General features: G+C 72.1%; 17 protein-coding genes. 10 read left to right on the forward strand and 7 right to left on the reverse strand.

The features are described from left to right. The first annotated feature begins 1,821 nt into the window (after positions 1-1,821). The 3 genes from dacB to AHOG_RS13745 all read left to right on the forward strand — a co-directional run bounded on the left by dacB (position 1,822) and on the right by AHOG_RS13745 (position 6,358). A complete protein-coding gene (gene dacB / locus AHOG_RS13735; protein ID WP_093941707.1) occupies positions 1,822-3,426 on the forward strand; it encodes a D-alanyl-D-alanine carboxypeptidase/D-alanyl-D-alanine endopeptidase in 1,605 nt (534 codons plus the stop codon). Between the two features lie 145 nt (positions 3,427-3,571). Continuing rightward, positions 3,572-5,215 carry an ABC-F family ATP-binding cassette domain-containing protein gene (locus AHOG_RS13740; RefSeq protein ID WP_093941708.1) on the forward strand — a complete coding sequence of 548 codons (1,644 nt, stop codon included), beginning with the start codon at positions 3,572-3,574 and terminating at the stop codon, positions 5,213-5,215. Between the two features lie 78 nt (positions 5,216-5,293). Then, a complete protein-coding gene (locus tag AHOG_RS13745; RefSeq protein ID WP_093941709.1) occupies positions 5,294-6,358 on the forward strand; it encodes a zinc-dependent alcohol dehydrogenase in 1,065 nt (354 codons plus the stop codon). Between the two features lie 1,181 nt (positions 6,359-7,539). Here AHOG_RS13745 and AHOG_RS13750 read toward each other — a convergent pair. The 4 genes from AHOG_RS13750 to wrbA form a co-directional block, all read right to left on the reverse strand. Next, on the reverse strand, positions 7,540-8,625 hold the full coding sequence (locus AHOG_RS13750) for a maleylacetate reductase (protein ID WP_093941710.1): 1,086 nt from the start codon (positions 8,623-8,625) through the stop codon (positions 7,540-7,542). A gap of 425 nt (positions 8,626-9,050) precedes the next feature. Continuing rightward, positions 9,051-9,689 (reverse strand): alpha/beta hydrolase, encoded by a 639-nt coding sequence (locus AHOG_RS13755; RefSeq protein ID WP_093941711.1) that lies wholly within the window; start codon positions 9,687-9,689, stop codon positions 9,051-9,053. Next, positions 9,686-10,714 carry a ring-cleaving dioxygenase gene (locus AHOG_RS13760; protein ID WP_093941712.1) on the reverse strand — a complete coding sequence of 343 codons (1,029 nt, stop codon included), beginning with the start codon at positions 10,712-10,714 and terminating at the stop codon, positions 9,686-9,688. Before AHOG_RS13760 ends, AHOG_RS13755 begins: the two co-directional genes overlap by 4 nt. Positions 10,715-10,866: 152 nt before the next feature. Next, entirely contained in the window at positions 10,867-11,484 is a 618-nt protein-coding gene (gene wrbA / locus AHOG_RS13765) for an NAD(P)H:quinone oxidoreductase (protein WP_093941713.1), read from the reverse strand. 148 nt (positions 11,485-11,632) lie between these two features. On the opposite strand from wrbA, the gene AHOG_RS13770 reads away from it, so the two are divergent. Together AHOG_RS13770 and AHOG_RS13775 are read left to right on the forward strand one after the other, a co-directional pair. After that, positions 11,633-12,127, forward strand: coding sequence for a MarR family winged helix-turn-helix transcriptional regulator (locus AHOG_RS13770; RefSeq protein WP_093941714.1), 495 nt, complete (start codon positions 11,633-11,635; stop codon positions 12,125-12,127). Positions 12,128-12,365: 238 nt separating this feature from the next. Next, positions 12,366-13,628, forward strand: a complete 1,263-nt coding sequence (locus AHOG_RS13775; RefSeq protein WP_245856754.1) for a glycoside hydrolase family 10-like protein — start codon at positions 12,366-12,368, stop codon at positions 13,626-13,628. A 121-nt stretch (positions 13,629-13,749) separates the two neighbouring features. Here the strand turns inward: AHOG_RS13775 and AHOG_RS13780 are convergent, their stop codons facing one another. Then, positions 13,750-14,268 (reverse strand): isochorismatase family protein, encoded by a 519-nt coding sequence (locus tag AHOG_RS13780; protein WP_093941715.1) that lies wholly within the window; start codon positions 14,266-14,268, stop codon positions 13,750-13,752. Between the two features lie 287 nt (positions 14,269-14,555). Here AHOG_RS13780 and AHOG_RS13785 point away from each other — a divergent pair, with 287 nt between their 5' ends. From AHOG_RS13785 to AHOG_RS13805, 5 genes are all read left to right on the forward strand, one after another. Continuing rightward, the gene (locus tag AHOG_RS13785; protein ID WP_093944443.1) at positions 14,556-15,326 is read left to right on the forward strand and encodes a methyltransferase; all 771 of its coding nucleotides are present in this window, start codon (positions 14,556-14,558) and stop codon (positions 15,324-15,326) included. Positions 15,327-15,558: 232 nt separating this feature from the next. Continuing rightward, entirely contained in the window at positions 15,559-16,584 is a 1,026-nt protein-coding gene (locus AHOG_RS13790) for a pyridoxal-phosphate dependent enzyme (protein ID WP_093944444.1), read from the forward strand. After that, the gene (locus AHOG_RS13795; RefSeq protein WP_245856756.1) at positions 16,581-17,471 is read left to right on the forward strand and encodes a Rossmann-like domain-containing protein; all 891 of its coding nucleotides are present in this window, start codon (positions 16,581-16,583) and stop codon (positions 17,469-17,471) included. The genes AHOG_RS13790 and AHOG_RS13795 overlap by 4 nt, the downstream gene beginning before the upstream one ends. Positions 17,472-18,305: 834 nt before the next feature. Beyond that, positions 18,306-18,782 carry a methylated-DNA--[protein]-cysteine S-methyltransferase gene (locus tag AHOG_RS13800; RefSeq protein ID WP_169725860.1) on the forward strand — a complete coding sequence of 159 codons (477 nt, stop codon included), beginning with the start codon at positions 18,306-18,308 and terminating at the stop codon, positions 18,780-18,782. A gap of 454 nt (positions 18,783-19,236) precedes the next feature. Then, positions 19,237-20,253, forward strand: coding sequence for a serine hydrolase (locus AHOG_RS13805; RefSeq protein ID WP_245856759.1), 1,017 nt, complete (start codon positions 19,237-19,239; stop codon positions 20,251-20,253). Here AHOG_RS13805 and AHOG_RS13810 read toward each other — a convergent pair. Next, the gene (locus tag AHOG_RS13810; RefSeq protein ID WP_093941718.1) at positions 20,232-20,882 is read right to left on the reverse strand and encodes a GNAT family N-acetyltransferase; all 651 of its coding nucleotides are present in this window, start codon (positions 20,880-20,882) and stop codon (positions 20,232-20,234) included. The two genes, AHOG_RS13805 and AHOG_RS13810, sit on opposite strands and share 22 nt — an antisense overlap. A 306-nt stretch (positions 20,883-21,188) precedes the next feature. After that, positions 21,189-22,130 carry a hypothetical protein gene (locus tag AHOG_RS13820; RefSeq protein ID WP_093941720.1) on the reverse strand — a complete coding sequence of 314 codons (942 nt, stop codon included), beginning with the start codon at positions 22,128-22,130 and terminating at the stop codon, positions 21,189-21,191. Positions 22,131-22,173 lie beyond the last annotated feature (43 nt).

A 22,173-nucleotide genomic window follows, 5' to 3' on the forward strand; every position in this document is an offset into this window, starting at 1 on the left:
GCGTGACCGGAACGCGCCGGAGACCCGTCCGACCCGCGATCCGCCTGGCCGGTCGGGGTGCCGGACACCGCGCCGCCCTGCGTGAGGTCCGGCTCCGAGTCGGTGTTCGTCGACCGATCCGACGGCTGCGGCGGTCACGATCCACCGAGTACGCGACGAGGCCGCCGATTCGGGGTATCGGCGGCCTCGCCTGGGAGGCGGATCGCGGATCAGGGCGCGCTCCGGCCAGGACATGACAGATCAGGTTCGCGGCACGACCCGGCGGCGGGCGGGCGGACCGGTCGCCGCCCTGAAGCGGCCTCGTGTCGCGCTCCTCTCCGCCCGCCGTCGGCCTTGTGACATCGCTTCGCGGCGCCGGACGACGAGCGGGGCGCGAAGCGATCGGCCGGCGTCGGCGGCCGTCCCGGTGACGGCGGACCGCCCCACGACCGCGGCCGAGCGAGGTCGACGGACACGAAGGCGAGACACGACCGCTCATGCCGCGACGCGCCCAGCGGCATGTGTCCGGCATGCCGTCCCCGTCCTCGCCGCGGCCTGCGGCGGGGCGGCGGGATCGTGTCCGGCCGGTCCCGTCCTCGTTCGCTCGGCCGGCTCGGCGGCCTGCCGCCCGGCGACGACACCCGGCCGGATTTGCTCGGCGGCGTGACGACGAGCCGTCGGTCGGGCCGCGGCCGCCGCCCGTCGGACGCGGCGGCCGGTGCGCCGCCGCGGAGACGGACCCGCGACGCCGTCGTCGGCAGGCATGGAGCGCCTGCGGACGGAGGCCGATGTCCTCGTCGTTCCACCGCTGCTACCTCCGACTACTCGCGGCGGTCGCGCCCGCCTGCCTGACACGGGACCTCACAGTGACCACGGACGTCCCGCGGTGCTCGTCGAGCGGTTCCTGCGGCTCGCAACCCTGACACGGCCGCCCCGGTGCATCGCCAGCCGACGACCTGCGATCGATCGACTTCGACCTCGTCGCGGCGCCCGGTCGACCCCCGTCGTGCGCGAGCCTGCTCGTCTGGCGCGAACGTGCCCGGTCGAGCCCGTCGCGGCGGGGATGTGGCGACGGGCGACGGACGACCGGTGCCACGCTGTAGTACTGCGGCGACTGTTCCGGAATATCGCTGTTGCTGCGATCTCTGCGGTGTCTCAAAGATCGCAGAACCCGGCGAGACCGGCTCGGGAACCCTCCCGACTTCACTCGACAGGGCGGGCGCTCGTGCCTTTCGTCGTGGACGTGCGGCACGACGTGCGAAGCCGCGCGCCTGGTGCGGAGTCCCGAGCGGTCTCGGACCTGTTCCCCGGCGCCGGCGATCCCGGCGCGCGTCGGCTCGGACGGCCCGCGCGAGGTGTGTCGTCGGCCCACACTGGCGGGCGTCGAACGACGCTCCAGGTCGGTCCTCAGTGTCTCGCGGGTGTGCCGTCGTCGAAGGGTGGCGTGCGTGCCGCCGACCGCACCGCCTGCTTGGAGGGTCAGGGTGGAACTGCCCCTCCGGGGCCGGTGCCGATCGCGACCACAGAGCCTTGTCCGGACCGCCCGACCGCAGGAGGGGCGCCCGTCTTCGGGACGCGGTCAGGGTCGCGACACCGACAAGGCCGGCGGACTAGAGACAGGGCGTGCGGCACCGTCCTTCTCGGACCCGTGTGGACCGCAACGCCACATCGTCCGTCGCGGTCGGATCGTCGGCCCGCGGCGGCGGACCGCCCGCCACGAGATCCACCGCGTCCCGGCACGTCCGGCGGACTCGCGATGGTCGCGCCGTTGACCAGCTCGGTCGGCGGTCCTTACGCTCGGCTGGTGTGATCTCCCCCTGAGCGACTCCCTCGGAGGCGGCGATGAACAGGCGATTCAGACTCCTCGGCGTGACCCTGGCCTGCACCGTGCTGCTCGGCGGGGCGAGCCTGCCCGGCTTCGCGGGAAGCGCGGAACCGACGGGCGAGCAGGCGCTCGGCGAGGACCTCGACCGGATCCTCGCCGATCCGAGACTGGCCGGAGCCGCCACCGGGGTGGTGGTCCGCCGCGCCGCCGACGGCGAGATCCTCTTCCAACGTGGTGCGGACGAACACCTGCTGCCCGCGTCCAACGGCAAGCTGCTGTCGTCGGTGGCCGCGTTGGACTCCCTGGGGCCCGACTACCGTTTCGTCACCGAGGTTCGCAGCGACGCGCCCGTGCTCGGCCGGGTGCTCAACGGCGACCTGTACCTGCGGGGAACCGGCGACCCCACGCTGCTCGCACAGGACTACGCCGACCTCGCCGCACAGGTCGCCGATGCCGGGATCACCCTGGTGCGGGGCGACGTCGTCGCCGACGACACCTGGTTCGACGACACCAGACTGGGCACCGGCTGGTCCTGGGACGACGAGCCCTACTACTACTCGGCGCAGATCTCCGCGCTCAACGTCGCCCCGGACACCGACTACGACGCCGGGACCGTCATCGTCCGGGTCGCACCCGGCGCCGAGGAGGGCGCGCCGCCGGAGATCACCGTCGACCCGCCGACCGACTACGTCACCATCGACGCTCGGGCCGTCACCGGTGAGGCGGGGAGCCCGGAGACCGTCTCGGTGGAGCGACTGCGCGGCGGCAACGTCATCCGTGTCGAGGGCGCCGTCCCGGCCGGCGGCGCGACCACCCAGGACTGGAGCACCGTCTGGGAGCCCACCGGGTACGCCGCCGACGTGTTCCGGCGAGCACTGGCCGACCACGGGGTGCGGGTACTCGGGGGCGTCGAGTTCCGCCCGACTCCCCCGGACGCCGAGGTGCTCGCCGAGCACGAGTCGATGCCGTTGATCGAACTGATGGTGCCGTTCATGAAGCTGAGCAACAACGCCCACGCCGAGGTGCTCGTCAAGGCGATGGGCCGGGAGCACGGCGACGCGGGCACCTGGCAGGCCGGGCGTGCCGTGCTGGCGGAGCACATCGAGGCGCTGGGCGGACCCGACTCGTCGGAGTACCGCATGGTCGACGGCTCCGGCTTGTCCAGGATGGACCTGGTGACCGCGGGGCAGCTGGCCGAGTTGCTGGTGGCGGTGCGGGACGAGCCGTGGTTCGACGACTGGCGAGCCTCGCTGCCGATCGCGGGCGAGCCCGATCGGATGGTCGGCGGCACGCTGCGCAACCGGCTCGGCGGCACGGAGGCCCAGGGGAACGTGTATGCCAAGACCGGCTCCCTCACCGGCGTGACCGGACTCTCCGGCTACGTCACCGCCGCCTCCGGCGAGGAGCTGGTGTTCTCGGTGGTGGTGAACAACTACCTGTCCGCCAGTCCCAAGGACGTCGAGGACGCCGTCGCGCTGCGGCTCGCCAGATACGAGGGGGCCGACGACCACGTTCGGGACGTCGGCCCGTCGTCGATGACCGAGTCGACGCTGCCCGAGGACGACCCGGCCACCCTGATCGACGAGTCCGTGCTGGAGTGCACCTGGGCGCGGGCCTGCTGAGCCGCTCTGCCGCGTGGGTCCCCCGATGGCGGTCGTCCGCCCGCGTCGCGCCGGCTGCCTCGGCTCGACCACGCCCGACCCGCCGGGGCGCCGGCGGCGGGGCGTGGTCGGGACGCGCCGTACGCCGATTAGACTCGGCGTCCTCATGGGAGCAACCCTCGTCGCCAAGGACCTCGCGGCCGGCTTCGGCGATCACACACTGTTCAGCGGACTGGATCTCGTCGTCGCGCCCGGCGACGTGGTCGGGCTGGTCGGCGTGAACGGTGCGGGCAAGTCAACGCTGCTACGGCTCCTCGCGGGCCGGGACACCCCCGATCAGGGGACGGTCACCCTGAATCCGCCCACCGCGACCGTCGGTCATCTGCCGCAGGAGCCCGAGCGGCGGGCCGGGGAGACCGTGCGAGGGTTCCTGGCCCGCCGGACCGGAGTGGCCGCCGCGCAGGAGGCGTTGGACTCGTCCGTCGCGGCCCTCACCGACGGCGTGCCCGGCGCCGACGACGCCTACGAGACCGCGCTGGACCGTTGGCTGGCCCTCGGCGGCGCCGACCTGCCGGAACGCGCCGAGGAGACCGCCGCCGCGCTCGGACTCGGTGTCGGACTCGACCTGCCGATGACCGCGCTCTCCGGCGGCCAGGCCGCGCGGGCGGGAATGACCTCGCTGCTGCTCAGTCGGTACGACGTCTTCCTGCTCGACGAGCCGACCAACGATCTCGACCTGGACGGGCTCGACCGTCTCGAGGAGTTCGTGCGCGGCCTACGGGCACCGACCGTGCTGGTCAGCCACGATCGGGAGTTCCTGGCCAGGACCGTGACCAGTGTCCTGGAACTCGACCTCGCTCAGCAGCAGGTGCGGCACTACGGCGGCGGGTACGACGCCTACCTCACCGAGCGAGAGCGGGTCCGGCGGCACGCCCGGCAGGACTACGAGGAGTACGCGGACACCCGTGACGCCCTGCTCTCCCGGGCCCGTACCCAGCGGGCCTGGATGGAGAAGGGCGTCAAGAACGCCCGGCGCAAGGCCACCGACAACGACAAGATCGGCCGCAAGTTCCGCTCCGAGGCCACGGAGAAGCAGGCCGCCAAGGCGCGCCAGACCGAGCGGCTCATCGAGCGGCTCGACGTCGTGGAGGAGCCGCGCAAGGAGTGGGAACTCCAGATGTCGATCGCCGCCGCCCCCCGATCGGGCGCGGTGGTGGCGACGCTGCGGGCGGCCGTGCTCCGACGCGGATCCTTCACGCTCGGACCGGTGGACCTCCAGATCGACTGGGCGGATCGACTGGCGATCACCGGGGCCAACGGCGCGGGAAAGTCGACACTGCTGGCCGCGCTGCTCGGCAGGCTCGAACCCGAGTCCGGCGCCGCCGCGCTGGGCTCCGGCGTCGTCGTCGGCGAGGTCGACCAGGCCAGGGCGCTGTTCGTCGGCGACCTGCCGTTGCTGGAGGCGTTCCGCCGCGAGCTCCCGGGCCCGCCGCCCGACGAGATCCGGACGCTGCTGGCGAAGTTCGGCCTCGTCGCCGAGCACGTCTTCCGGTCCGCGTCCTCGCTCTCGCCGGGGGAGCGGACCCGCGCCGCGCTGGCCCTGCTGCAGGCCAGGGGAGTGAATCTGCTGGTGCTGGACGAGCCGACCAATCACCTCGACCTGCCCGCCATCGAACAGCTCGAGTCGGCGTTGGACTCCTACCAGGGCACACTGCTGCTGGTCACCCACGATCGGCGCATGCTGGACGCGGTGCGGATCACTCGGCGCATCGAGGTCGTCGACGGGGTGGTCGGCGAGCGCGCGGTGTGACCGCCCGCGCCTGGTCCCAGCGCGGCGTCTCGGCCCGTTCATCCTGCCGATGCGCCGGATCGCCATAGACTCCCGAACATGACTGCCAGGTCGACCTCGGCTCCCTACCGTCACGCCGTCGTCACCGCTCCCGGTGCCCTCGAGATCCGGACGTCCACGAGTCCGCCGGAACCGGCACCCGACGGAGTGGTCGTCGCCGTCACGTATTGCGGCGTCTGCGCAACCGACACCCACGCCTTCACCTCGGGCGGGCTCATCCCGCCTGCCGTGTTCGGACATGAGTGGGCGGGCACCGTGACCGCGGTCGGCGACGACGTCACCGGCCTGGCGGTGGGGGATCGCGTCGTCGCTGGGGTCGGTCCCGCCTGCGGCCGCTGCGCGCAGTGCCGTGCCGGCCACACCGCGAACTGCGACACCGTCTTCGCCGAGGCCAACGGCGTCACCCCCGACGCTCCGCCGCACGGCGGATTCGCGACCGATCTCGCGGTGAACGCCCGCCGAGTCGTCCCGGTACTCGGCGGCATCAGCGAGGAACAGGCGGCGCTCGTCGAGCCGACCGCCGTCACCTTTCACGCGGTGAAGCGGGCCCGTCAGCCCTTCGGTGCGCTCGTGGTCGTGCAGGGAGCGGGCCCCATCGGCCTGTTGACCGCACAGCATGCCCGGCACGCCGGCGCCGGAGTGGTGCTCGTGGTCGAGCCGTCGCCGGGGCGGCGGGCGACGGCGCAGGCGCTCGGCTTCACCGAGGTGTACGAGCCGGGGGAGGAGTTCGTCTCCCGGCTGCGGGAGATCACCGACGGGCTCGGTGCGGATGTCGTGTACGAGTGCAGCGGGGTGGCGGGGCTCCTGCAGTCCTCCGCCGAGCTCGTGCGGCGTGGCGGGATGCTGGCGCTGTTGGGGTATCCGATGACGTCGTCCGAGGTCAGCTACGGGGACTGGCAGTCGCGTGAGCTGACCGTGCTGGGGTCCCTGGCCTATCACCACGAGGACTTCCTCGGGGCGATGCGCTCCATCGCGAGCGGGGCGGTGCGGACCGAGGAGCTGCACACCGGGACGGTCGGGCTGGATGACCTGTCGCGGCTGCTCACCGAACTCGACTCGGGACAGAGCAGACACGCCAAGGTACTGGTCGATCCGCGTCGCTGAGCGCCCGTCGACCCTGGGGGCACTGTGGTCAGGAGGGGCGCTGCCGCCCGGCCGGTGCCGTGACGTCCTGGTCGTCGCCGATCGCGGCGGCCGGGAGACGGCGATGACCGGTGGGGGGTCCGATCATCGCCGTCGAGTCGACCCGACCGTCGACATGCGGCCACGCTCTCGTGCCGGAGAGCGGTGGTCATACCGCTCCGCGATGCGAACGCCGTTCTCGGGTGGGCGCCGGGGAGGTCGTCCGATCACGAGGCACGATGAGCAGGCCTTGTTGTTCAGGCCGTCGCCGCCGAACTCGCGTCCGCCCGGCTGCCGGACGGCGTCGCGGTGAGCACGCCTGCCGTCGCCGGTACGAACGGATATCGACCTGTCGCCTCGGCCTGTCTGTGCACCTCGACCTCCGTTTCCTACCTTGTGTAGTCGATCGACTACGCTGGGGAGCATTGGGTTTTTCTGGTGACCCGGCAACTCGGGGCCGCTCGTTTCACTCGTCCGGACCACTCGGGCGGGTGCTCGTCTACCCGGGTGGCGCCATGCCGCCCCGGTGTGAGCCTGCGCACGACGGGCGGGTGAGGTCCGACGTAGCCCTTCCCGGCTGCTCGGAGAACGACGGGCCGGACGCCGCGGAAGGCCCGGCCCTGAGATCCTCGATAGGAACAGTTTCCTCCATTGCTTCAGTGTTGATCGAAATCAATCGCCAGAGGTCCGCACCGCTCCAGAACTCCGGGATGACGACACGGATCGGAACCGGCGGAGGGTGGAAGCGGACGTCATGCACACGCCGTCGACACGCCGGTCGCGGTTCCGGCCGATCCGCTGACCGGCTGCCGTCGTCGCTCCCGGGGGATCGGGCACGACGGGAGAAGCCTGTCCACACCCTCGAGATGTCGTGCCTGCGCGAGGTCGGTCCGTGACCTGTCGCCGCTGCCGGCCGAGGCGGGTGCTCTGGGAAGCGGGCGAGGCGATCCTTCACGGGCGGGTCGTGGGTGTCCGCCGGCAGGAGACCAGGGGAGACGCGGCGCATGCTGATCGACGAGTGGATGGGAGACGGAAGCCGCCGCGGACGGCCGAGGCGTCGAGAACCCTCGCACGGTCGCGGAGCGAGCCGCCGCGCGTCATCCCACGCCCGGGTACTCGTGGCCGGGCACCCCCGGCGGCCGGTGGTGGCGGGTCCCGTCCCCTCAGCGGGGAGACGGCGACGACGGGACTCGGGCGTCGGGCGTCCGCCCGTGCCAGGCGTCTCGCAGCAGAGTCTCCAGCACCGCGGCGTCGACGGGCCTCGGGTTGGGGTACGGGGCGACGACCGCCAGCCGGGCGGCCTCGGTCAGATCGACTTCGGCCATCCCGAGCTCCCGCAGGGAGGTCGGTCCGCCGAGCGTGCCGATCAGCTCGGCAAGCCCGGCCGCGGCGTCCGGCACTCCCATCGTCGCGGCGATGCCGGCCGTCACGTCGGGGACGGCGTGGGCGTTGAACGCGATCACATGCGGCAGCACGACGGTGTGGGCCGGCGCGTGCGGCAGGCCGAAAGAGCCGCCGAGGACGTGGCAGAGCTTGTGATGCAGGCCCATGTCGGCCGAGGCCAGACAGGTTCCCGCCAGCCAGGCGCCCTCCAGCAGGTCCGCGCGCGTCGAGCGGTCGGCGGGCCGCGCGGCGACCGCGGCCAGCGCGGGCACGATGAGGCCGATCGCGGCATGCGCTACGGCGTCGATCAGGGCGTTGACCTGCGGCGAATACAAGGCCTCCACCGCGTGCGCCACCGCGTTGACGCCGCTGGCGATCGAGAGGTCGACGGGCAGGCCGAGTGTCAGGTCGACGTCGTAGAGCACGGTCTCGGGAAGCAGTCCGGGGGAGGACCGGGTCGTCTTCCGGCCGTTCGCCGTCTCCCCGAGCACCGAGGTCACCTCCGACCCCGCGTAGGTCGTCGGCACGATCAGCTGCGGCAGCCCGGTGCGGGCGGCCACCGCCTTGGCCAGCCCGGTGGCGGTGCCGCCCCCGACGGCCACCAGACAGTCGACCTCGTGTTCCCGGGCCACGGCCAGCGCCTGTTCGGTGACGGCGACGGGCGCGTGCATCCGTGCCCCCGTGAACTCCGCGACGAACAGCGTGCCGAGGGCGCCGCGAATCCGGTCGACCGATCGCCGTGACGGCCCGCTGAGCACCAGGACTCGGCGGGCGTCGAGCCGGGCGGCCTCGGCGCCGAGGCCGTCGACGACACCCGCGCCGAAGATCACCCGGCTGGGCGTCGAGCTGTGCACGAAGCCGCGCATCCCTGTCCTCCGATCGAGCGGTTGCCGACATTCTCCGGCGGTCCGTGGGCGTCGTTCCGGCCGCGGCGCTGGCCGACGGCGCCCCGCTCCCGCCGTCGCGGTGGCTCGCCCCTCGGTTCGGTACGGCCGGGTGTTCGAGCCTGCTTCGGTCGATGTCGTGTGTCGACGGGCGGCTGTCCTGCTCCGCGGCCGTGCCGGGCGATCGCCGCGGGCGGCGGCGACGCGGGGGCCTGCCCGCCGCCCACCTCGTCGATCCGATCGACGCCTTTCCTGAGACGCGCCGGCGGATCTCTTCAGCTCGGGCCGAGACCGGTCGGCCCCGCCCGTCTCGGCGGCGTAGCGAAGGGGCCGTGCCGCGGCTGCTCCCCGGGTGGAGAGCACCGGCCGAGATGCCCCCGTACCTCGGCCGACCCGGTGTCGCGTGATCAGTCTCGATCCGGCCAGTCCCCATCGCCCAGCCAGTCGCGGGCCGCCTGGAGACCGGTGACGGTGATCTCGTGCCCGCCGGGATGACGATGGGTCGTCACCTGCGCCGAGTTCTCCGCCAGCGCCGCGACCAGCCGGTCGGCGGCGGGCAGCGGTGCCATCGGGTCGCGCTTCCCGTTGGACAGCAGCACCCTGCTGCCGGTCAGCGACTCCTCCGGGGCGTCGGGCAGCGGCATCATGGCGGAGAACAACACCGCCTCCCGCAGGCTCGCGGGTCGCAGCAGGACCACCGCGGCGGCGATGTTGGCGCCGTTGGAGAAGCCGAGTGCGATCAGCCGACGATCGGCGAGACCGTGGCGGTGACGGGCGTCGTCGACGAAGTCGGCGAGCTGGTGGGCGCGGGCGACGACGTCCGCGTCGTCGAACACGCCCTCGGCCAGTCTGCGGAACCAGCGGGCCGCGCCGTGCTCGCTGACCGGGCCGGCGGGCGCGATCAGCGGTGCGGTCGGGCTCAGCTCGCGGGCCAGGCCGACGAGGTCGTCCGGCCCGCCGCCGGTGCCGTGCAGGAGCAGCAGGACGGGGGAGTCCTCATCGCCGGGATGGAACCGATGCCGCAGCGGCCTGTCTCGCTCGCTCATGGCGTCTCCGTGCCGGCCTGCTGCGGCGCCGCGCCGGTGTCGGCCGTCTCCTGTTCGGCGGCGAGCTGAGCCGGGTTGTTCTCGTCGGGCAGGTTCAGCCGAGGCAGCATGGCCTGGATCTGTTCGCGGTCGGGCTCCAACCAGGGTGGGAGCCGCAGGGCACGCCCCAGTTCGAGCAGCGGTTCGTCGGCGGTGAAGCCGGGCTCGTCGGTGGCCACCTCCAGCAGGGTGCCGCCGGGTTCCCGGAAGTAGATCGAGCGGAAGTACTGGCGATCCATGATCGAGGTGACGGACACGCCTCGATCGACGAGCTCGGCGCGCCAGTCGACCTGGGTGGCGGCGTCGGGAACGCGCCAGGCGACATGGTGCACGGTGCCCGCCGCGACGAGTCCGCGCGGGGCGGCGGGGGTGACGAGGACGTCGACCAGGGCGCCGGGGCCGCCGTCGCCCGCGGCGAAGCGGAGTCGAGGGCCCTGTTCCTCGGTGAGGCGCAGGCCGAGATCGTCGACGAGCATCGCGGCGGTCGCGGTCTCGTCGGCGACGGAGAGCGTGACCGAGTGCAGGCCTCGGACGGCGTGTTCCACCGGGATCCGTCCGTCGTCCCACGGAGCGCGGGGGTCGGGCCGGGTGTGCTCGACGAGGGCCAGGGCGAGTCCGTCGGGGTCGCGGAAGGGGAGGACGGTCTCCTCGTCGCGGTGCTGGAGTTCGTCGACGTCGACGCCGTGGGCGGTCAGGTGTGCGTGCCACCAGCCGATGGATCCCTCGGGGACCGAGAAGGCCGTGGCCGTGGCCTGGCCGGTGCCGTGTCTGCCCTTCGGCGCTCCCCTCCAGGGGAAGAAGGTCATCAGCGAGCCGGGCCGACCGGACTCGTCGCCGTAGTAGAGGTGGTAGGTGCCCGCGTCGTCGAAGTTGACCGTGGTCTTCACGATGCGCAGGCCCAGCGTGCGCAGGTAGAAGTCGACGTTGCGCTGCGGGTCGCCGCCGATCGCGGTGACGTGGTGCAGGCCGCTCGTCTGTATCGCCATGGTGCTGATCTCCTGCCATCGGTGGTCGAGCCTGCGGGGCGGGGCCTGACGGTCGTGCGGTGGCGGTGCGGGCAGTCCGGGCGGCGACGCGGGCGCGGGGTCTCCGAGCCGGGTCGCCGCCGGGACGGCAGGCGTCTCGGTATGCCGGAGGCTCAGTCGCCGCGGCCGGCCTTCAGGGCTGCGGTGGTCGTGACCACGCGTCGAGCCTGGACGGCGGCGGCGGTGCGGGTGGTGTCGTCCACCGGGGTGGCGCCCTGGCCGTCGACGTGGCTGGTGCCGTAGGGGTTGCCGTCGACGAACTTGGAGCCGTCGGTGTAGCCGGGGCTGACGATGATGCCGCCGAAGTGGTGCACGGTGTGGTAAAGCGCGAGCAGCGTCGACTCCTGGCCGCCGTGAGCGGTGGAGCTGGAGGTGAAGCCGCTGTAGACCTTGTCGGCGAGGAGGCCCTGCGCCCACTGGCCGCCGAGGGTGTCGATGAACTGCTTGAGCTGGGCGGCGATGTTCCCGTACCGCGTCGGGGAGCCGAAGAGGACGGCGTCGGCCCACACGATGTCGTCCGGGGTCGCCACGGCGACGTCGGCGGTGGCCTCGACGTTGGCGCGCCAGGCCGGGTTGGAGTCGATGGCGCTGTCGGGCGCGAGTTCGGCGGCCTTGCGGAGGCGAACCTCGGCGCCTGCCTTCTCCGCCTCGGCGACGAGGGTCTTGGCGATCTCCGCGACGGTGCCGGTCGAGGAGTAGTAGATGACGCTCAGCTTGACGGGGTCGCTCATGGGTGTCGGTCTCCTGAAGTGATGCGGTCTCGGGAAGATGCTATCTGGATAACATCTTCTATGGAAGATAACTCCGAGGAAGAGTTCTTCGCGCTAAACTGTGGTCGTGCGCACAGGAGAGCGAGATGAGTCGGAGAGTGGAGTCGCCGTGACGTCGCAGGGACCGGGCGACGACGAGCTGGTCACCTGGTGGGGTCTGGTCATCGAGGGCTATCAGGCGACCCAGAGCAGGCTGCTGGGTGAGATCACCGCCCGTTTCGGTCTGACGCCCGCCTCCTTCGACATCCTGATCCGCCTCATCCGTTCCCCGCAGTACCGGCTCCCGATGACCAGGCTCGCCAGGGAGGCCGCGCTCACCAGTGGCGGCTTCACCAAGGTCGCCGACCGCCTCGTGGCGGCGGAGTTGATCCGGCGAGAGCCCTGTCCGACCGACCGGCGGGTCACCTACGCCGCGCTCACCGAGCACGGCAGGGACAGGGCCGAACGCGCGCGGGCGCTGTGTGCGGAGATCCTGCGGCAGCGGGTGCTGGAACCGTTGGGGCCCGCCGCCTCGGAGTCGCTGGCGCAGGCGATGCGCACGCTGCGCTCGGCCAACGGCGACTGTGAGGAGCCCGTGCGCGGCCCTGATTCGCGTCGCGGCTGACGTCGAGTCGGCGCGGCCCCTGAGGCACCTCGGTCGATCCGCTCAAGCGGCTGTTCGGCTGATCTGTGCCGGTCGGCTCCCGCCTCGCCCGACGTGTGCTGGTCCGAACGGGCGATTATCGCCCTGGATTCGGTGAAGTTCTTGCCTGGTTCGGTCGAGTGAGGAGAATTTCCCACTGTCAGTGGTGCTCGCCGACGGGGGAGGCCAACCGGACGCGACCTCGAAAGGCCCGGTGCCCGTGTCCAGATTCCGATTCCGTTTCAGGTCGGCGGTGGCGCTGGCGACCGCGGTCGGCCTGCTCTGCTCGGCGCTCACGGTGGCCTCGGCCTCGGCCTCGAGGCTCGACGGCGCCGTCGCCTTGCCGCGGACCGGCGACGAATCCCGCCAGGAGACGCAGCTGCGTGGCGCCTGGGTGTCCAGTGTGTCCAACATCGACTGGCCCAGCAGTGCGGGCCTGAGCGCGGCGGCGCAGCGGCAGGAGTACGTCGACCTGCTCGACGAGGTCGTGGACCTCCGTCTCAACGCCGTCTTCGTCCAGATCCGCCCCACGGCCGACGCCTTCTGGCCCTCCCCGCACGAGCCGTGGTCGCAGTGGCTCACCGGAACGCAGGGCGGTGACCCCGGTTACGACCCGCTCGCCTTCCTCGTCGAACAGGCACACGCCCGCGGCCTGGAGTTCCACGCCTGGTTCAACCCTTACCGGGTCAGCACTCAGAGCGATCCGAGTCGACTGGCCCCCGACCATCCGGCGCGGGTGAATCCGGAGTGGATCTTCCAGTACGGCGGCCGGCTCTACTATGACCCGGGCATTCCGGAGGTCCGGGAGTTCGTCCAGGTCGCGATGATGGACGCGGTCGAGAACTACGCCGTCGACGGCGTGCACTTCGACGACTACTTCTACCCCTATCCGGTGAGCGGTGAGACGATTCCCGATCAGGACACCTTCGCGGAGTTCGGCGGCGACTTCGCCTCGATCGCCGACTGGCGGCGTGACAACATCGACCAGCTGGTGCGGGAGATGGGTGAGCGAGTCGAGGCCGTCCGACCCGACGTCGACTTCGGCGTCAGTCCCTTCGGCATCTGGCGCAACAGGTCCAGCGATCCGAACGGCTCGGACACCAGCGGGCTGGAGTCCTACAGCGCGATCTTCGCCGACACTCGCCGGTGGGTTCAGCAGGGTTGGGTCGACTATCTGACGCCGCAGGTCTACTGGGAGATCGGTCATTCCGCCGCCGACTACGCCGTGCTGGTCCCGTGGTGGGCCGACGTGGTGGCGGGCACCGGCGTGCGGCTCTACATCGGACAGGCGGCCTACAAGGTGGGCAGCGACTCCGCCTGGGACACCGCCGAACTCAGCGAGCATCTGACGCTCAACCAGGCTCATCCCGAGGTCGGCGGCGACGTCTACTTCAGCGTGTCGTCGCTGCGCACCAACGCCGCGGCGGCCATCGCCCGTGTCGTCGAGGATCACTACGGCGAGGCCGCCGACCCGCCCGCGTAGCGCTCCACCCGACTCGACGGGATCGCCCTGTCGAGGGCGATCCCGCTCCGATGCCCGAGGCGCCGGACCCGCCTCAGGTCCTGTTCGGGGCAGGGCCCGTTCACATCGGGTCGCCCGGGCCTCAGGCGTAGTCGACCTCGGCGGGCGCGACGATCCGGACGCCCGCCGCGGTCAGCTCCTGCTCGACCTCGGTGGCGACGGCGTGCGCCGGAATCTTCTCGTCGGGGTCGTCGTACGTCGCGTGCGCGCCCTTGACGAGCAGCACGCGGTGTCCCCGACGCACGGCCGCCAGCGCGGTGGCCCGAACGCAGAAGTCGCTCTGCATGCCCGCCATGATCAGTGTGGTCGGCTCGGGGAGGAGCTCCGCCAGCTCGGTCTCCGCGAAGGCGTCGGGCTGCCGCTTGTCGACGACGTGCTCGCCCTCGCGGGGCGGGTGAACGAGCTTCCAGCCCGCCGTGCCCGGCAGGTCGGGGTCGTCGTCGGTCCCGTTGTTGCGGACGTGGACGATCCTGGCCCCCTCGGCGCGCCCTCGGATCAGCAGGTCCTCGATGACCGGGGCGACCTTCGCGGCCTCCGGCACCGGTTCGGGGCCTTCGAGCATGTTGCGTTGGACGTCGATGAGCAGCAGTACGGCGGACATGGGTGCACGGTATCCCGGCGGAGCCCGCACCCTCGGCGACCGCCCGGACTCCGGTGCCGTCGAGGAGATCGGCCACCATGTCCGCCGCGATCGCCGGCAGGCGAGGACCCCCGGGCGATCTATTGAAAAACATTCTCAATAATGCCATGATCGACCCCTGTGCCGTTTCGTGGTCGAGGGAACGCGAAGCGTGACCACTCGTCGTCATGGCCGGTCCCGACGACCGGCTGCGGCGTCGCTTTCACGAGTCGACGGCGCACGTGGTGAGTCGCGAATGAGGAGTGTCGATGCACGGGAAGACACAGGCAGGCAGCGCCACCTCGCCCGAGGTGTCCGCAGGCGATCGAGAATGGCTCGCCCGGCTGCCGCCCACCCTGTCGCGGACCGAGATCCTCCAGGTCAACCAGTCGAAGAGCGAGGTGCACACCTGGCGACGGCACGAGTACGGCGACTGGACCTTCGACGTCCCGCCCGGGGTGTTCCTGCCGGGCGGCACGAGCAGGCTGATGCACGACCGGCTGTCCGACGGCACGATTCCGGTGGCAGACCGTTCGTACGCCGCGATGGGCGCGGGCCTCGGCGTCGAAGCGGTGATCGCCGGACTGCGGGGCGCTCGAGAGGTCGTCGTCCTGGACGTGCACGCTGACAGCGTGCGGGTCGCCGCCGAGCATTACGCCCGGCTGGCGGCCCCGACGTCCTCCTCGGTGTTCCAGGCGCTGACCTCGGACCTCTTCGACGCGGTCGCGCCGGACAGGCGGTTCGACGTCGTCACCTTCAACCCGCCCGCGGTGAGCGTGCGCACCAGCGAGGTGCCCGACGTGGTGCGCAACGTGTGCGTGGGCCGCACGATCGTGGACCGGTTCGTCGACCAGCTCGTCGACCGGGGCCTGCTGGCCGCCGAAGGCTCGGCCTACGTGATCCTGTCCAACACCGCGGACCTGCGAGGCGCTGTGCGCCATGCACTGGAGCGCGGACTCCAGGTGGAGACGGTGCACGTGCAGACCTGGGGTGACGCCGTGCTGACCTACCTGTTCCGGTTGAGCCGAGGCCGACGGTAGTCGCCGCGGCAGGAGGCCGAGTCGGGCCCGAACCGGGCGGGGCGACGTCGTGTCGCACCCCGCTCGGCCGTCGACCTGCCTGTCCCGCGACGACGCGGGGCGGACCGGCCGAATGCCCGGGACGGGTCGACGACCCTGCTCGGTGCTGTGCCCGCTCGGCGCACGCATGGCGTCGGCAGGCGCCCGCGCGGCAGTGGCGATGGACGAACAGGTCGATGGGGCGGGAGCACGGATGTACGACCATGTCACGGAGGCCGTCAAACGGCCCGCGATGATCTCGGTGGACTCGGACCTCGTCTGCGTCCGCTTCGAGACGATGAAGATGTACTCGGCATTGGGCGCGGTGCGGGCGCTGCTGGAGTCCGGACGGGTGCGCCCCGGCGACACGCTGGTCGACTCCTCCAGCGGAATCTATGCGTACGCCCTGGCGCTGGCGTGTCACCGCCACGGGATGCACTGTCACATCGTCGGCTCCACCACGGTGGACCGAGTGCTCCAGGTGCAGCTGGAGATCCTCGGCGCCACGGTGGAGCTGGTGCGACCGTCCTCAAGCCTGCGGCTCGACCAGAACCTCCGGGTACGACGCATCGCCGAGCTGTTACGTGAGAACCCGTCGTACCACTGGATGCGGCAGTACCACGATCCCGTGCACTACGACGGGTACGCCGAGGTGGCCCGACAGATCGCCGAGGAGGTCCCCGACGGCCCGCTGAGCATCGTCGGCGCGGTGGGCACCGGGGCGTCGACCGGGGCGATCGCCTCCTGGCTGCGCGCGGCCGGGCGCGACGTACGGCTGGTCGGGGTGCAGCCGTTCGGCAGCGTGACCTTCGGCAGCGACCACCTCGCCGACGCGGAGATCCTCATCGCGGGCATCGGCAGCTCGATCGAGTTCGAGAACGTGCGTCATGAGCTGTACGACCGGATTCACTGGCTGTCCTTCGACTACGCGATGTCGGGGGCCGTGGGACTACTGCGCTCCAGCGCGGTGTTCGCCGGACTCTCCGCCGGGGCCGCGTACCTGGCCGCGCGGTGGGAGCACCGACTCGACGAGGCGCGCAGGCAGATCTTCATCGCGGCCGACACCGGCCACCGCTATGTGGAGACCGCCTACAGCAGACACGCCGAGGCACACGACGTGGACAAGCTCGAGCCGCTGGAGGTCTCCTCGGTGCGGGAACTGGCGCGACCCTGGTCGGCGATGAACTGGGCGGGGCGACCGGCCCCGCAGCCCGCCGGAGCCGTGCGGGGCCTGCGATGACGGGCCGACCGGCCGCCGGGGCGGGCGAGCGGATCGCGGGTGCGGCGATGGCATCGGACGGCACGAACGAGGAGAGCGGGCGGATGACAGCGAGGGCGCTGGCGGAGTTGACCGAGTCGGTGCTGGCAGGCGAGCGGGGGCGTCCGCCGTCGGAACTGACGGTGACCAGCGCGTTCTGGCTGCGGCACGCGACCAGACTGGCGGGCGCGGCCACGACCTACCTCAATCACTACGTGGTGTTACGGGTGGGCGGGGTGTTCGGCGCCAGCTCCTTCGAGTCGGGGGAGGTGGCCGCCGACTTCTGCGAGGGCGCGGCGGGCCGGGCACTGGCGGAGTTGATCGCCGACGAGCGGCCCGCGGTGCGGGTGGCGGCTCTCGACGCGTACCTGAGCGCGGTACGGCCGCATCGGACGGCGCCCGAGGCGGAGGTCGTGGCGCTGCCCGCAGGGACGCCGGAGCAGCGGGCGGCGGCGCGAGACGCGGCCGTGGCGGGCCTGCTCGACGTCGAACCGGAGGGCCGAGTGGCGCTCATCGGCGTGGTGAACCCCCTGATCGCCGCGATCCGGGAGCGGGGCGGCGTGCCGCTGCCGTGCGATCTGAACCTTCGGACGACCGCGTGGGGCGATCCGGTCGCCGAGTCGATGGCGACGGTGCTGGCGGAGGCCGACGCGGTGGTGGCCACGGGAATGACGTTGAGCAACGACACCTTCGATCCGCTGCTCGCCACCTGCCGGGCACGCGGACTGCCGTTGATCGTCTACGCGCAGACCGGCAGCGCGGTGGTGCGGGAGTTCCTCGGCGCCGGGGTCACCGCGCTGTCCGCGGAGCCGTTCCCGTTCTCGCAGTTCAGCGCGGAGGAGACGGCGTTGTACCGCTATCGGAGGTGACCGGCGTGTACGACGCGACGTCGGTGACGATCGGGCGGGTTCTCGCCGCCCGTATGCCGCCGGCTCACCGCTGTCGCAGCGACGGCGAGCAAGAGGTCTGGGCCGTGCCGAGCCGGTCGGGGTGGGCTCGGCACGGTAGGGGGCCGGTGCGGAGGTCGCCTCACGGCGAGTTGCCGAACGCGGCTCCGGCCGAACCGGTATTCCGCGACGGTGTGAAATTGAGCCCGGGGGACACAACCGCACCGACCACCCCCTTCAACCAGGCACGCGGCCCCGGTATTCCCCGGCATCGCCGATCCGTTCGCCCGCTCGCCGAGTCAGGCGGGAACGGCGGCCTGTCCCGTGGCGGGGAGCGCCACGCCCAGCCGAGCGCGAGCCGCCGCGCGGCGCGTCCCGTCCGAGTCGACGGCCCTGCACCGGCCGGTCGCCTGGTGCCCGCCGGAGTGGCGGCCTGCCGGGCCGAGAGGGCCGCGGGCCGCGACGGCCTCCGACTGACACGGCCACCCGGCCGACTGCCTGCGGTCGGAATCGGCCAGATCGGCTCCCGATGTGATGTCGGATTCCCGCCGGCCGGGGCGGACGCGGGCCGGGCATGCTGGGCGTCGAGACGTCGGCCCGGGCTCACGTCCCGGTTGCCGGACAGACCGTACGCCCGCCTACCCGCCCGGGGCGGCAGACGGGCGACGGCCCGGGCCGTCCCCGGGCAGTCGCGACGTCGGTATGCAGCGGCCGGCGCCACACGGCGGCGCCGCGCCGCGATGATGATCACGTGAGTGACGAGAGAAGACAGCGATGGGAGAGGTCGGCGTGGCCGAGCGGCGCACACATACGGTGATGGAGAGTCCCCTGGGGCCGATGACCCTGGTGGCCGCCGACGGCCTGCTGTGCGGTGTGTACATGGCCGAACACCGCCATCGGCCCCCGTCGGAGACCTTCGGGCCTGCGGACGCCTCGGTGTTCACCGAGTGCGTCCGGCAGCTGACCGAGTACTTCGAGGGGCGGCGCACCGAGTTCGACCTGCCGACGGCGGCGCGGGGGACGCCGTTCCAGCAGGAGGTCTGGTCGGCGTTGCGAGAGATCCCGTACGGGGAGACGGTGAGCTACGGGTGGATCGCCGAGCGCCTGGGCAGGCCCACGGCCTCCCGTGCCGTCGGAGCGGCCAACGGCCGCAACCCGATCTCGATCGTCGTGCCCTGCCATCGGGTGGTCGGTGCGGGCGGGGCCCTCACCGGGTACGGCGGCGGCCTGCACCGCAAGGAGCGGCTGCTCGAACTGGAGCGGGCCCACCGGGGCGTTCCGTCATCGAACTGACCGCTTCGTGGAAGCCGGGTGCGGCGACGCCGGCGACCCGGTCACCGCGGAGCACGACGGAGCGCACGGGGCGTCGGGTCGGGGTGTCCGGCGACGTGATCGCGGTTGTGACGTGCCTGGCCTGGAGCCGAGCGACCGCGTCGAGTCGCCGATTGCGTGGCCGAGCGGTGTCAGGAAGGGGCGCCCCGGCCGGTCGTCCGCGTCCCCCGTTCGGCCTGCGCCCGGCCCGCCTCGCTGCCGCACCGACTACGCGCTGGTCGTCGATGACGCCGAGTCCGCCGCGGGAAGCCGACGCGCGCCGCCCGCGTCGCGGCGGGCCTCGTCGGACGGTGGCCGCCCGGGTGGAAGGCGTGGTCGCGCGCCGCCCGTGTGGTCCGCGTGAATCCTGGTCGGGAAGATCTTCTTCGGCGATCGGTTGCGCTGTGATCATTCTTTCACGATGAGAGGAGCCACGGTGGCATCGAAGGTGAACCGTCGGGCCGCGCTGGGGTTAGGCCTGGGCGCGGCGGCGGGGACGGCGCTGGCGACGTCGGGCACGGCCGCGGCCCAGCAGCCCCGACTTCGGCAGAGCGATGTGACGACGGCCTCGGCGGCCTGCGACGTGATCGCGGAGGTCTACCGGAGGCAGACGGCGCGGGCGGGCGGGACCTGGAGCTCCCTGGTGTCGGTCGTCGACGCGACGGGAGCGTCGGTGCCCTCCGTGCAGGAGTCGGCCGACTCGGTCGTGGAGGCCTACAGCGTCAACAAGATCGCCGTCGCCGTGGCGGTGCTCGACAAGGTCGACCGCGGCCTGATCAGGCTGGATCAGCAGGTGGAGGTCTCTGCGGACATCGTCGTCGCCGACGTCGACGGCGTCTTCCACCTCGACCGGGCCTACCCGAGCCACGTGACCGTCGGGCACGCGCTGGCGTTGCTGCTGACCGTCTCGGACAACACGGCGGTCCGCCTGTGCGGCCTGGTGTGTCCGGCGGCCGAGCTGAACGAGATCCTCGTGACCAAGGGCTACCCGCGAACCCAGGTCGTGCCGGTTGCCAACCCGAATCGCTTCTTCCTCGGCACCACCACGCCTCGGGAGACGCACGACATGCTGGCTGCGCTGACCGCGGGCACGTTGCTGTCGGCCGAGTCCACCGACTTCCTGTTGAACTGCCTGCGAGCCCCGGTGGCCTTCACCGACGGCATCCGCCGGGAGATGTCCTCCGACGAACGACTGCGGGTGGCGACGAAGGCAGGCTGGTTCAACGACGGCCGCAACGAGGCCGGGGTGATCTTCGATCTCGACGGCGCCCCGGTGGCCGCCTTCGCCCTGTTCTCGCGCGGAGTGCGCGATGCGGACGACTTCGGCGCGACACACCCTGCGGTGCGGGCTCGGGCGGTGATGGGACGGGCGTTCCTGGACTCCGTCACCGCGCTGCACAGCCCGCTCGCCAGACGGCGGACTCCTGACTATCAGCCTCGTAACGGCGGCTGAGTCACCTCGGAAAGCGGGGCGGGCACCTCGGTCGAGCGGCCGAGATACGTGCCCGCCACCGCCCCCGGCACGGTGATCTCGGTGAAGCCCAGCCGGTCGTAGAAGGCACGAGCCGCCACGTTCTCCGGGACCATGCCCAGATGCACGCGAGGCACCCCCCTCGTGCGCAACGCGGCCAGCAGCGTCCACATGAGCCTCCGCCCGTATCCGGAGCGCTGCACCTGAGGCAGTAGGTCGATGTGCAGGTGCGCCGGATGATCGGCGAGCGCCGGATGAACCATCCGGCCCGGATCGTGCAGCAGCGACCGCATCTCCTCGTCGGCGGTATGCGGGGGCGGTCCCGGGGCGGGATGTCGGTCGGCGACCAGCGGCAGCCACACGTCGGCGAAGTCGGCCGCGAACGACACCGTGTCGGCGGCCCCGAGCACATACCCGACCGCCCGGTCGCCGTCGTCTAGGACGAACGCCAGCTCGGGCTGTAAGTGCAGATAAGGGCCTGCGAAGATGTCGGCCATCAGATCGGGATGGACCTCGACGGCGTCGGCACGCGGGAACACGGTGCGACGGCAGACGTCGTAGACGGCGTCGCGGTCGGCGGGACGGTAAGGGCGGATCACCGGCGCGGGCATGGTGACGGCGGGCTCCTCTCGCGGGCGGTCGCCGTGTCGAGCCCCGGCGCCTCCTCGGCGAACCCGCACGAGCGCTCGACCGTCGGCGTCATCCGAGTCGACTTTACGATCATGGCCGCGTCGTCGTCGAGAGCGTGACGGGAGAAGTCGACGTCCCGTCCCGCCAGGCCGCCGAACCCGGCGGCCCACAGGGCGACACGGCGGCGGACCGGCCTCGGGCGGCGCGGCATGGGCGGGATGTCGTCGAGACGGCCGCCCGCGCCCCGCCCGTACTCCGAGATCGATCACGTCGGGGTCGCCGAACCCTCACCCGCCGAAGTCGTGCAGCAGCCGGGCATTGCGCAACGCCAGTACCCCTCGCCAGGCCAGTTCCGCGGCGGGTCCGGGCGGCTGCCAGGACAGCGCCCAGCCGCCGTCGGGCAGTTGACTCTGGCGAATCGCGGTGAGCTGAGCTGCGACGGCATCCTCGGGGAACAGAACCAGACGCGGATGGTCCGGGGTGGGGGCGAAGTCCAACGGGCCCAGGCCGTAGCCCGAGCCGGGATAGAGGTGGAAGGACGTCCAGGTCGTCGCGCGCGCGGCGATCTCGGCGGTGACCTCGCGGGCGTGTTCCTGCTCGCGGACATCGCCCTGCTCTGCCACATGGTCGAGGAAGCAGAACGCCGTCAGAACGGTGTGGGCGTCCGCCGACGCCGCCGTGCGCAGCGCCTCGATGTGCCGGTGACAGAACCGTTCGGCCGCCGCCGTCCACGTCGAGGTGACGCCCAGCGCCCGCAGCCGAGCCACGATGCTCGCCGTCGGGTTGAGCCCGGCGGGGAACACGCCGTCACCCCAGTGTTCGGCATGGGGGTACCCGGTGATCGTGGGCAGGACGATCGGCAGGCCGCCGTCGCCGGACGCGACGGTCGCGAGATGGTCCGCGAGCCCGACGGCGAGGGCATGGGCGTGCTCACGCACCGACTCGTGCCGACCCGACGGGGACCGCACAGCCTGTTCCACGGCCTCCAAGGCGAAGTCGGCGGCGAGCGGCTGCGAATCGGGAGCCAGGACGTCGGGCTCCAGACCGTGGCCCAGCCCGCCGTCGGCGTTGCGGTGGGCTTCCACGGCGTGCAGCACGGCATGGGCGTGCGCCGGGTCTGGCGCGGCGAACCACGCCTGCGCCAACCTGCGCTCCACCAGCCGGGCATGGCCGTGAAGGAAGTCGAGGGCGCGGCGCGTCACGGGACGGACGTCGGTCGGTGTGGCCATGCCGGAATTCTCGCGCCCGCACCGCGGTGCCGTCGTGAACAGA

The organism is Actinoalloteichus hoggarensis, assembly GCF_002234535.1.
Lineage (GTDB): Bacteria > Actinomycetota > Actinomycetes > Mycobacteriales > Pseudonocardiaceae > Actinoalloteichus_A > Actinoalloteichus_A hoggarensis.

What these genes read in the sequence shown, in the direction of transcription:
- dacB (WP_093941707.1), top strand. Translation starts at nt 1,822, where the DNA reads ATGAACAGGCGATTCAGACTCCTCGGCGTGACCCTGGCCTGCACCGTG.
- AHOG_RS13740 (WP_093941708.1), top strand. Translation starts at nt 3,572, where the DNA reads ATGGGAGCAACCCTCGTCGCCAAGGACCTCGCGGCCGGCTTCGGCGAT.
- AHOG_RS13745 (WP_093941709.1), top strand. Translation starts at nt 5,294, where the DNA reads ATGACTGCCAGGTCGACCTCGGCTCCCTACCGTCACGCCGTCGTCACC.
- AHOG_RS13750 (WP_093941710.1), bottom strand. Translation starts at nt 8,625, where the DNA reads ATGCGCGGCTTCGTGCACAGCTCGACGCCCAGCCGGGTGATCTTCGGC.
- AHOG_RS13755 (WP_093941711.1), bottom strand. Translation starts at nt 9,689, where the DNA reads ATGAGCGAGCGAGACAGGCCGCTGCGGCATCGGTTCCATCCCGGCGAT.
- AHOG_RS13760 (WP_093941712.1), bottom strand. Translation starts at nt 10,714, where the DNA reads ATGGCGATACAGACGAGCGGCCTGCACCACGTCACCGCGATCGGCGGC.
- wrbA (WP_093941713.1), bottom strand. Translation starts at nt 11,484, where the DNA reads ATGAGCGACCCCGTCAAGCTGAGCGTCATCTACTACTCCTCGACCGGC.
- AHOG_RS13780 (WP_093941715.1), bottom strand. Translation starts at nt 14,268, where the DNA reads ATGTCCGCCGTACTGCTGCTCATCGACGTCCAACGCAACATGCTCGAA.
- AHOG_RS13785 (WP_093944443.1), top strand. Translation starts at nt 14,556, where the DNA reads ATGCACGGGAAGACACAGGCAGGCAGCGCCACCTCGCCCGAGGTGTCC.
- AHOG_RS13790 (WP_093944444.1), top strand. Translation starts at nt 15,559, where the DNA reads ATGTACGACCATGTCACGGAGGCCGTCAAACGGCCCGCGATGATCTCG.
- AHOG_RS13795 (WP_245856756.1), top strand. Translation starts at nt 16,581, where the DNA reads ATGACGGGCCGACCGGCCGCCGGGGCGGGCGAGCGGATCGCGGGTGCG.
- AHOG_RS13800 (WP_169725860.1), top strand. Translation starts at nt 18,306, where the DNA reads ATGGAGAGTCCCCTGGGGCCGATGACCCTGGTGGCCGCCGACGGCCTG.
- AHOG_RS13810 (WP_093941718.1), bottom strand. Translation starts at nt 20,882, where the DNA reads ATGCCCGCGCCGGTGATCCGCCCTTACCGTCCCGCCGACCGCGACGCC.
- AHOG_RS13820 (WP_093941720.1), bottom strand. Translation starts at nt 22,130, where the DNA reads ATGGCCACACCGACCGACGTCCGTCCCGTGACGCGCCGCGCCCTCGAC.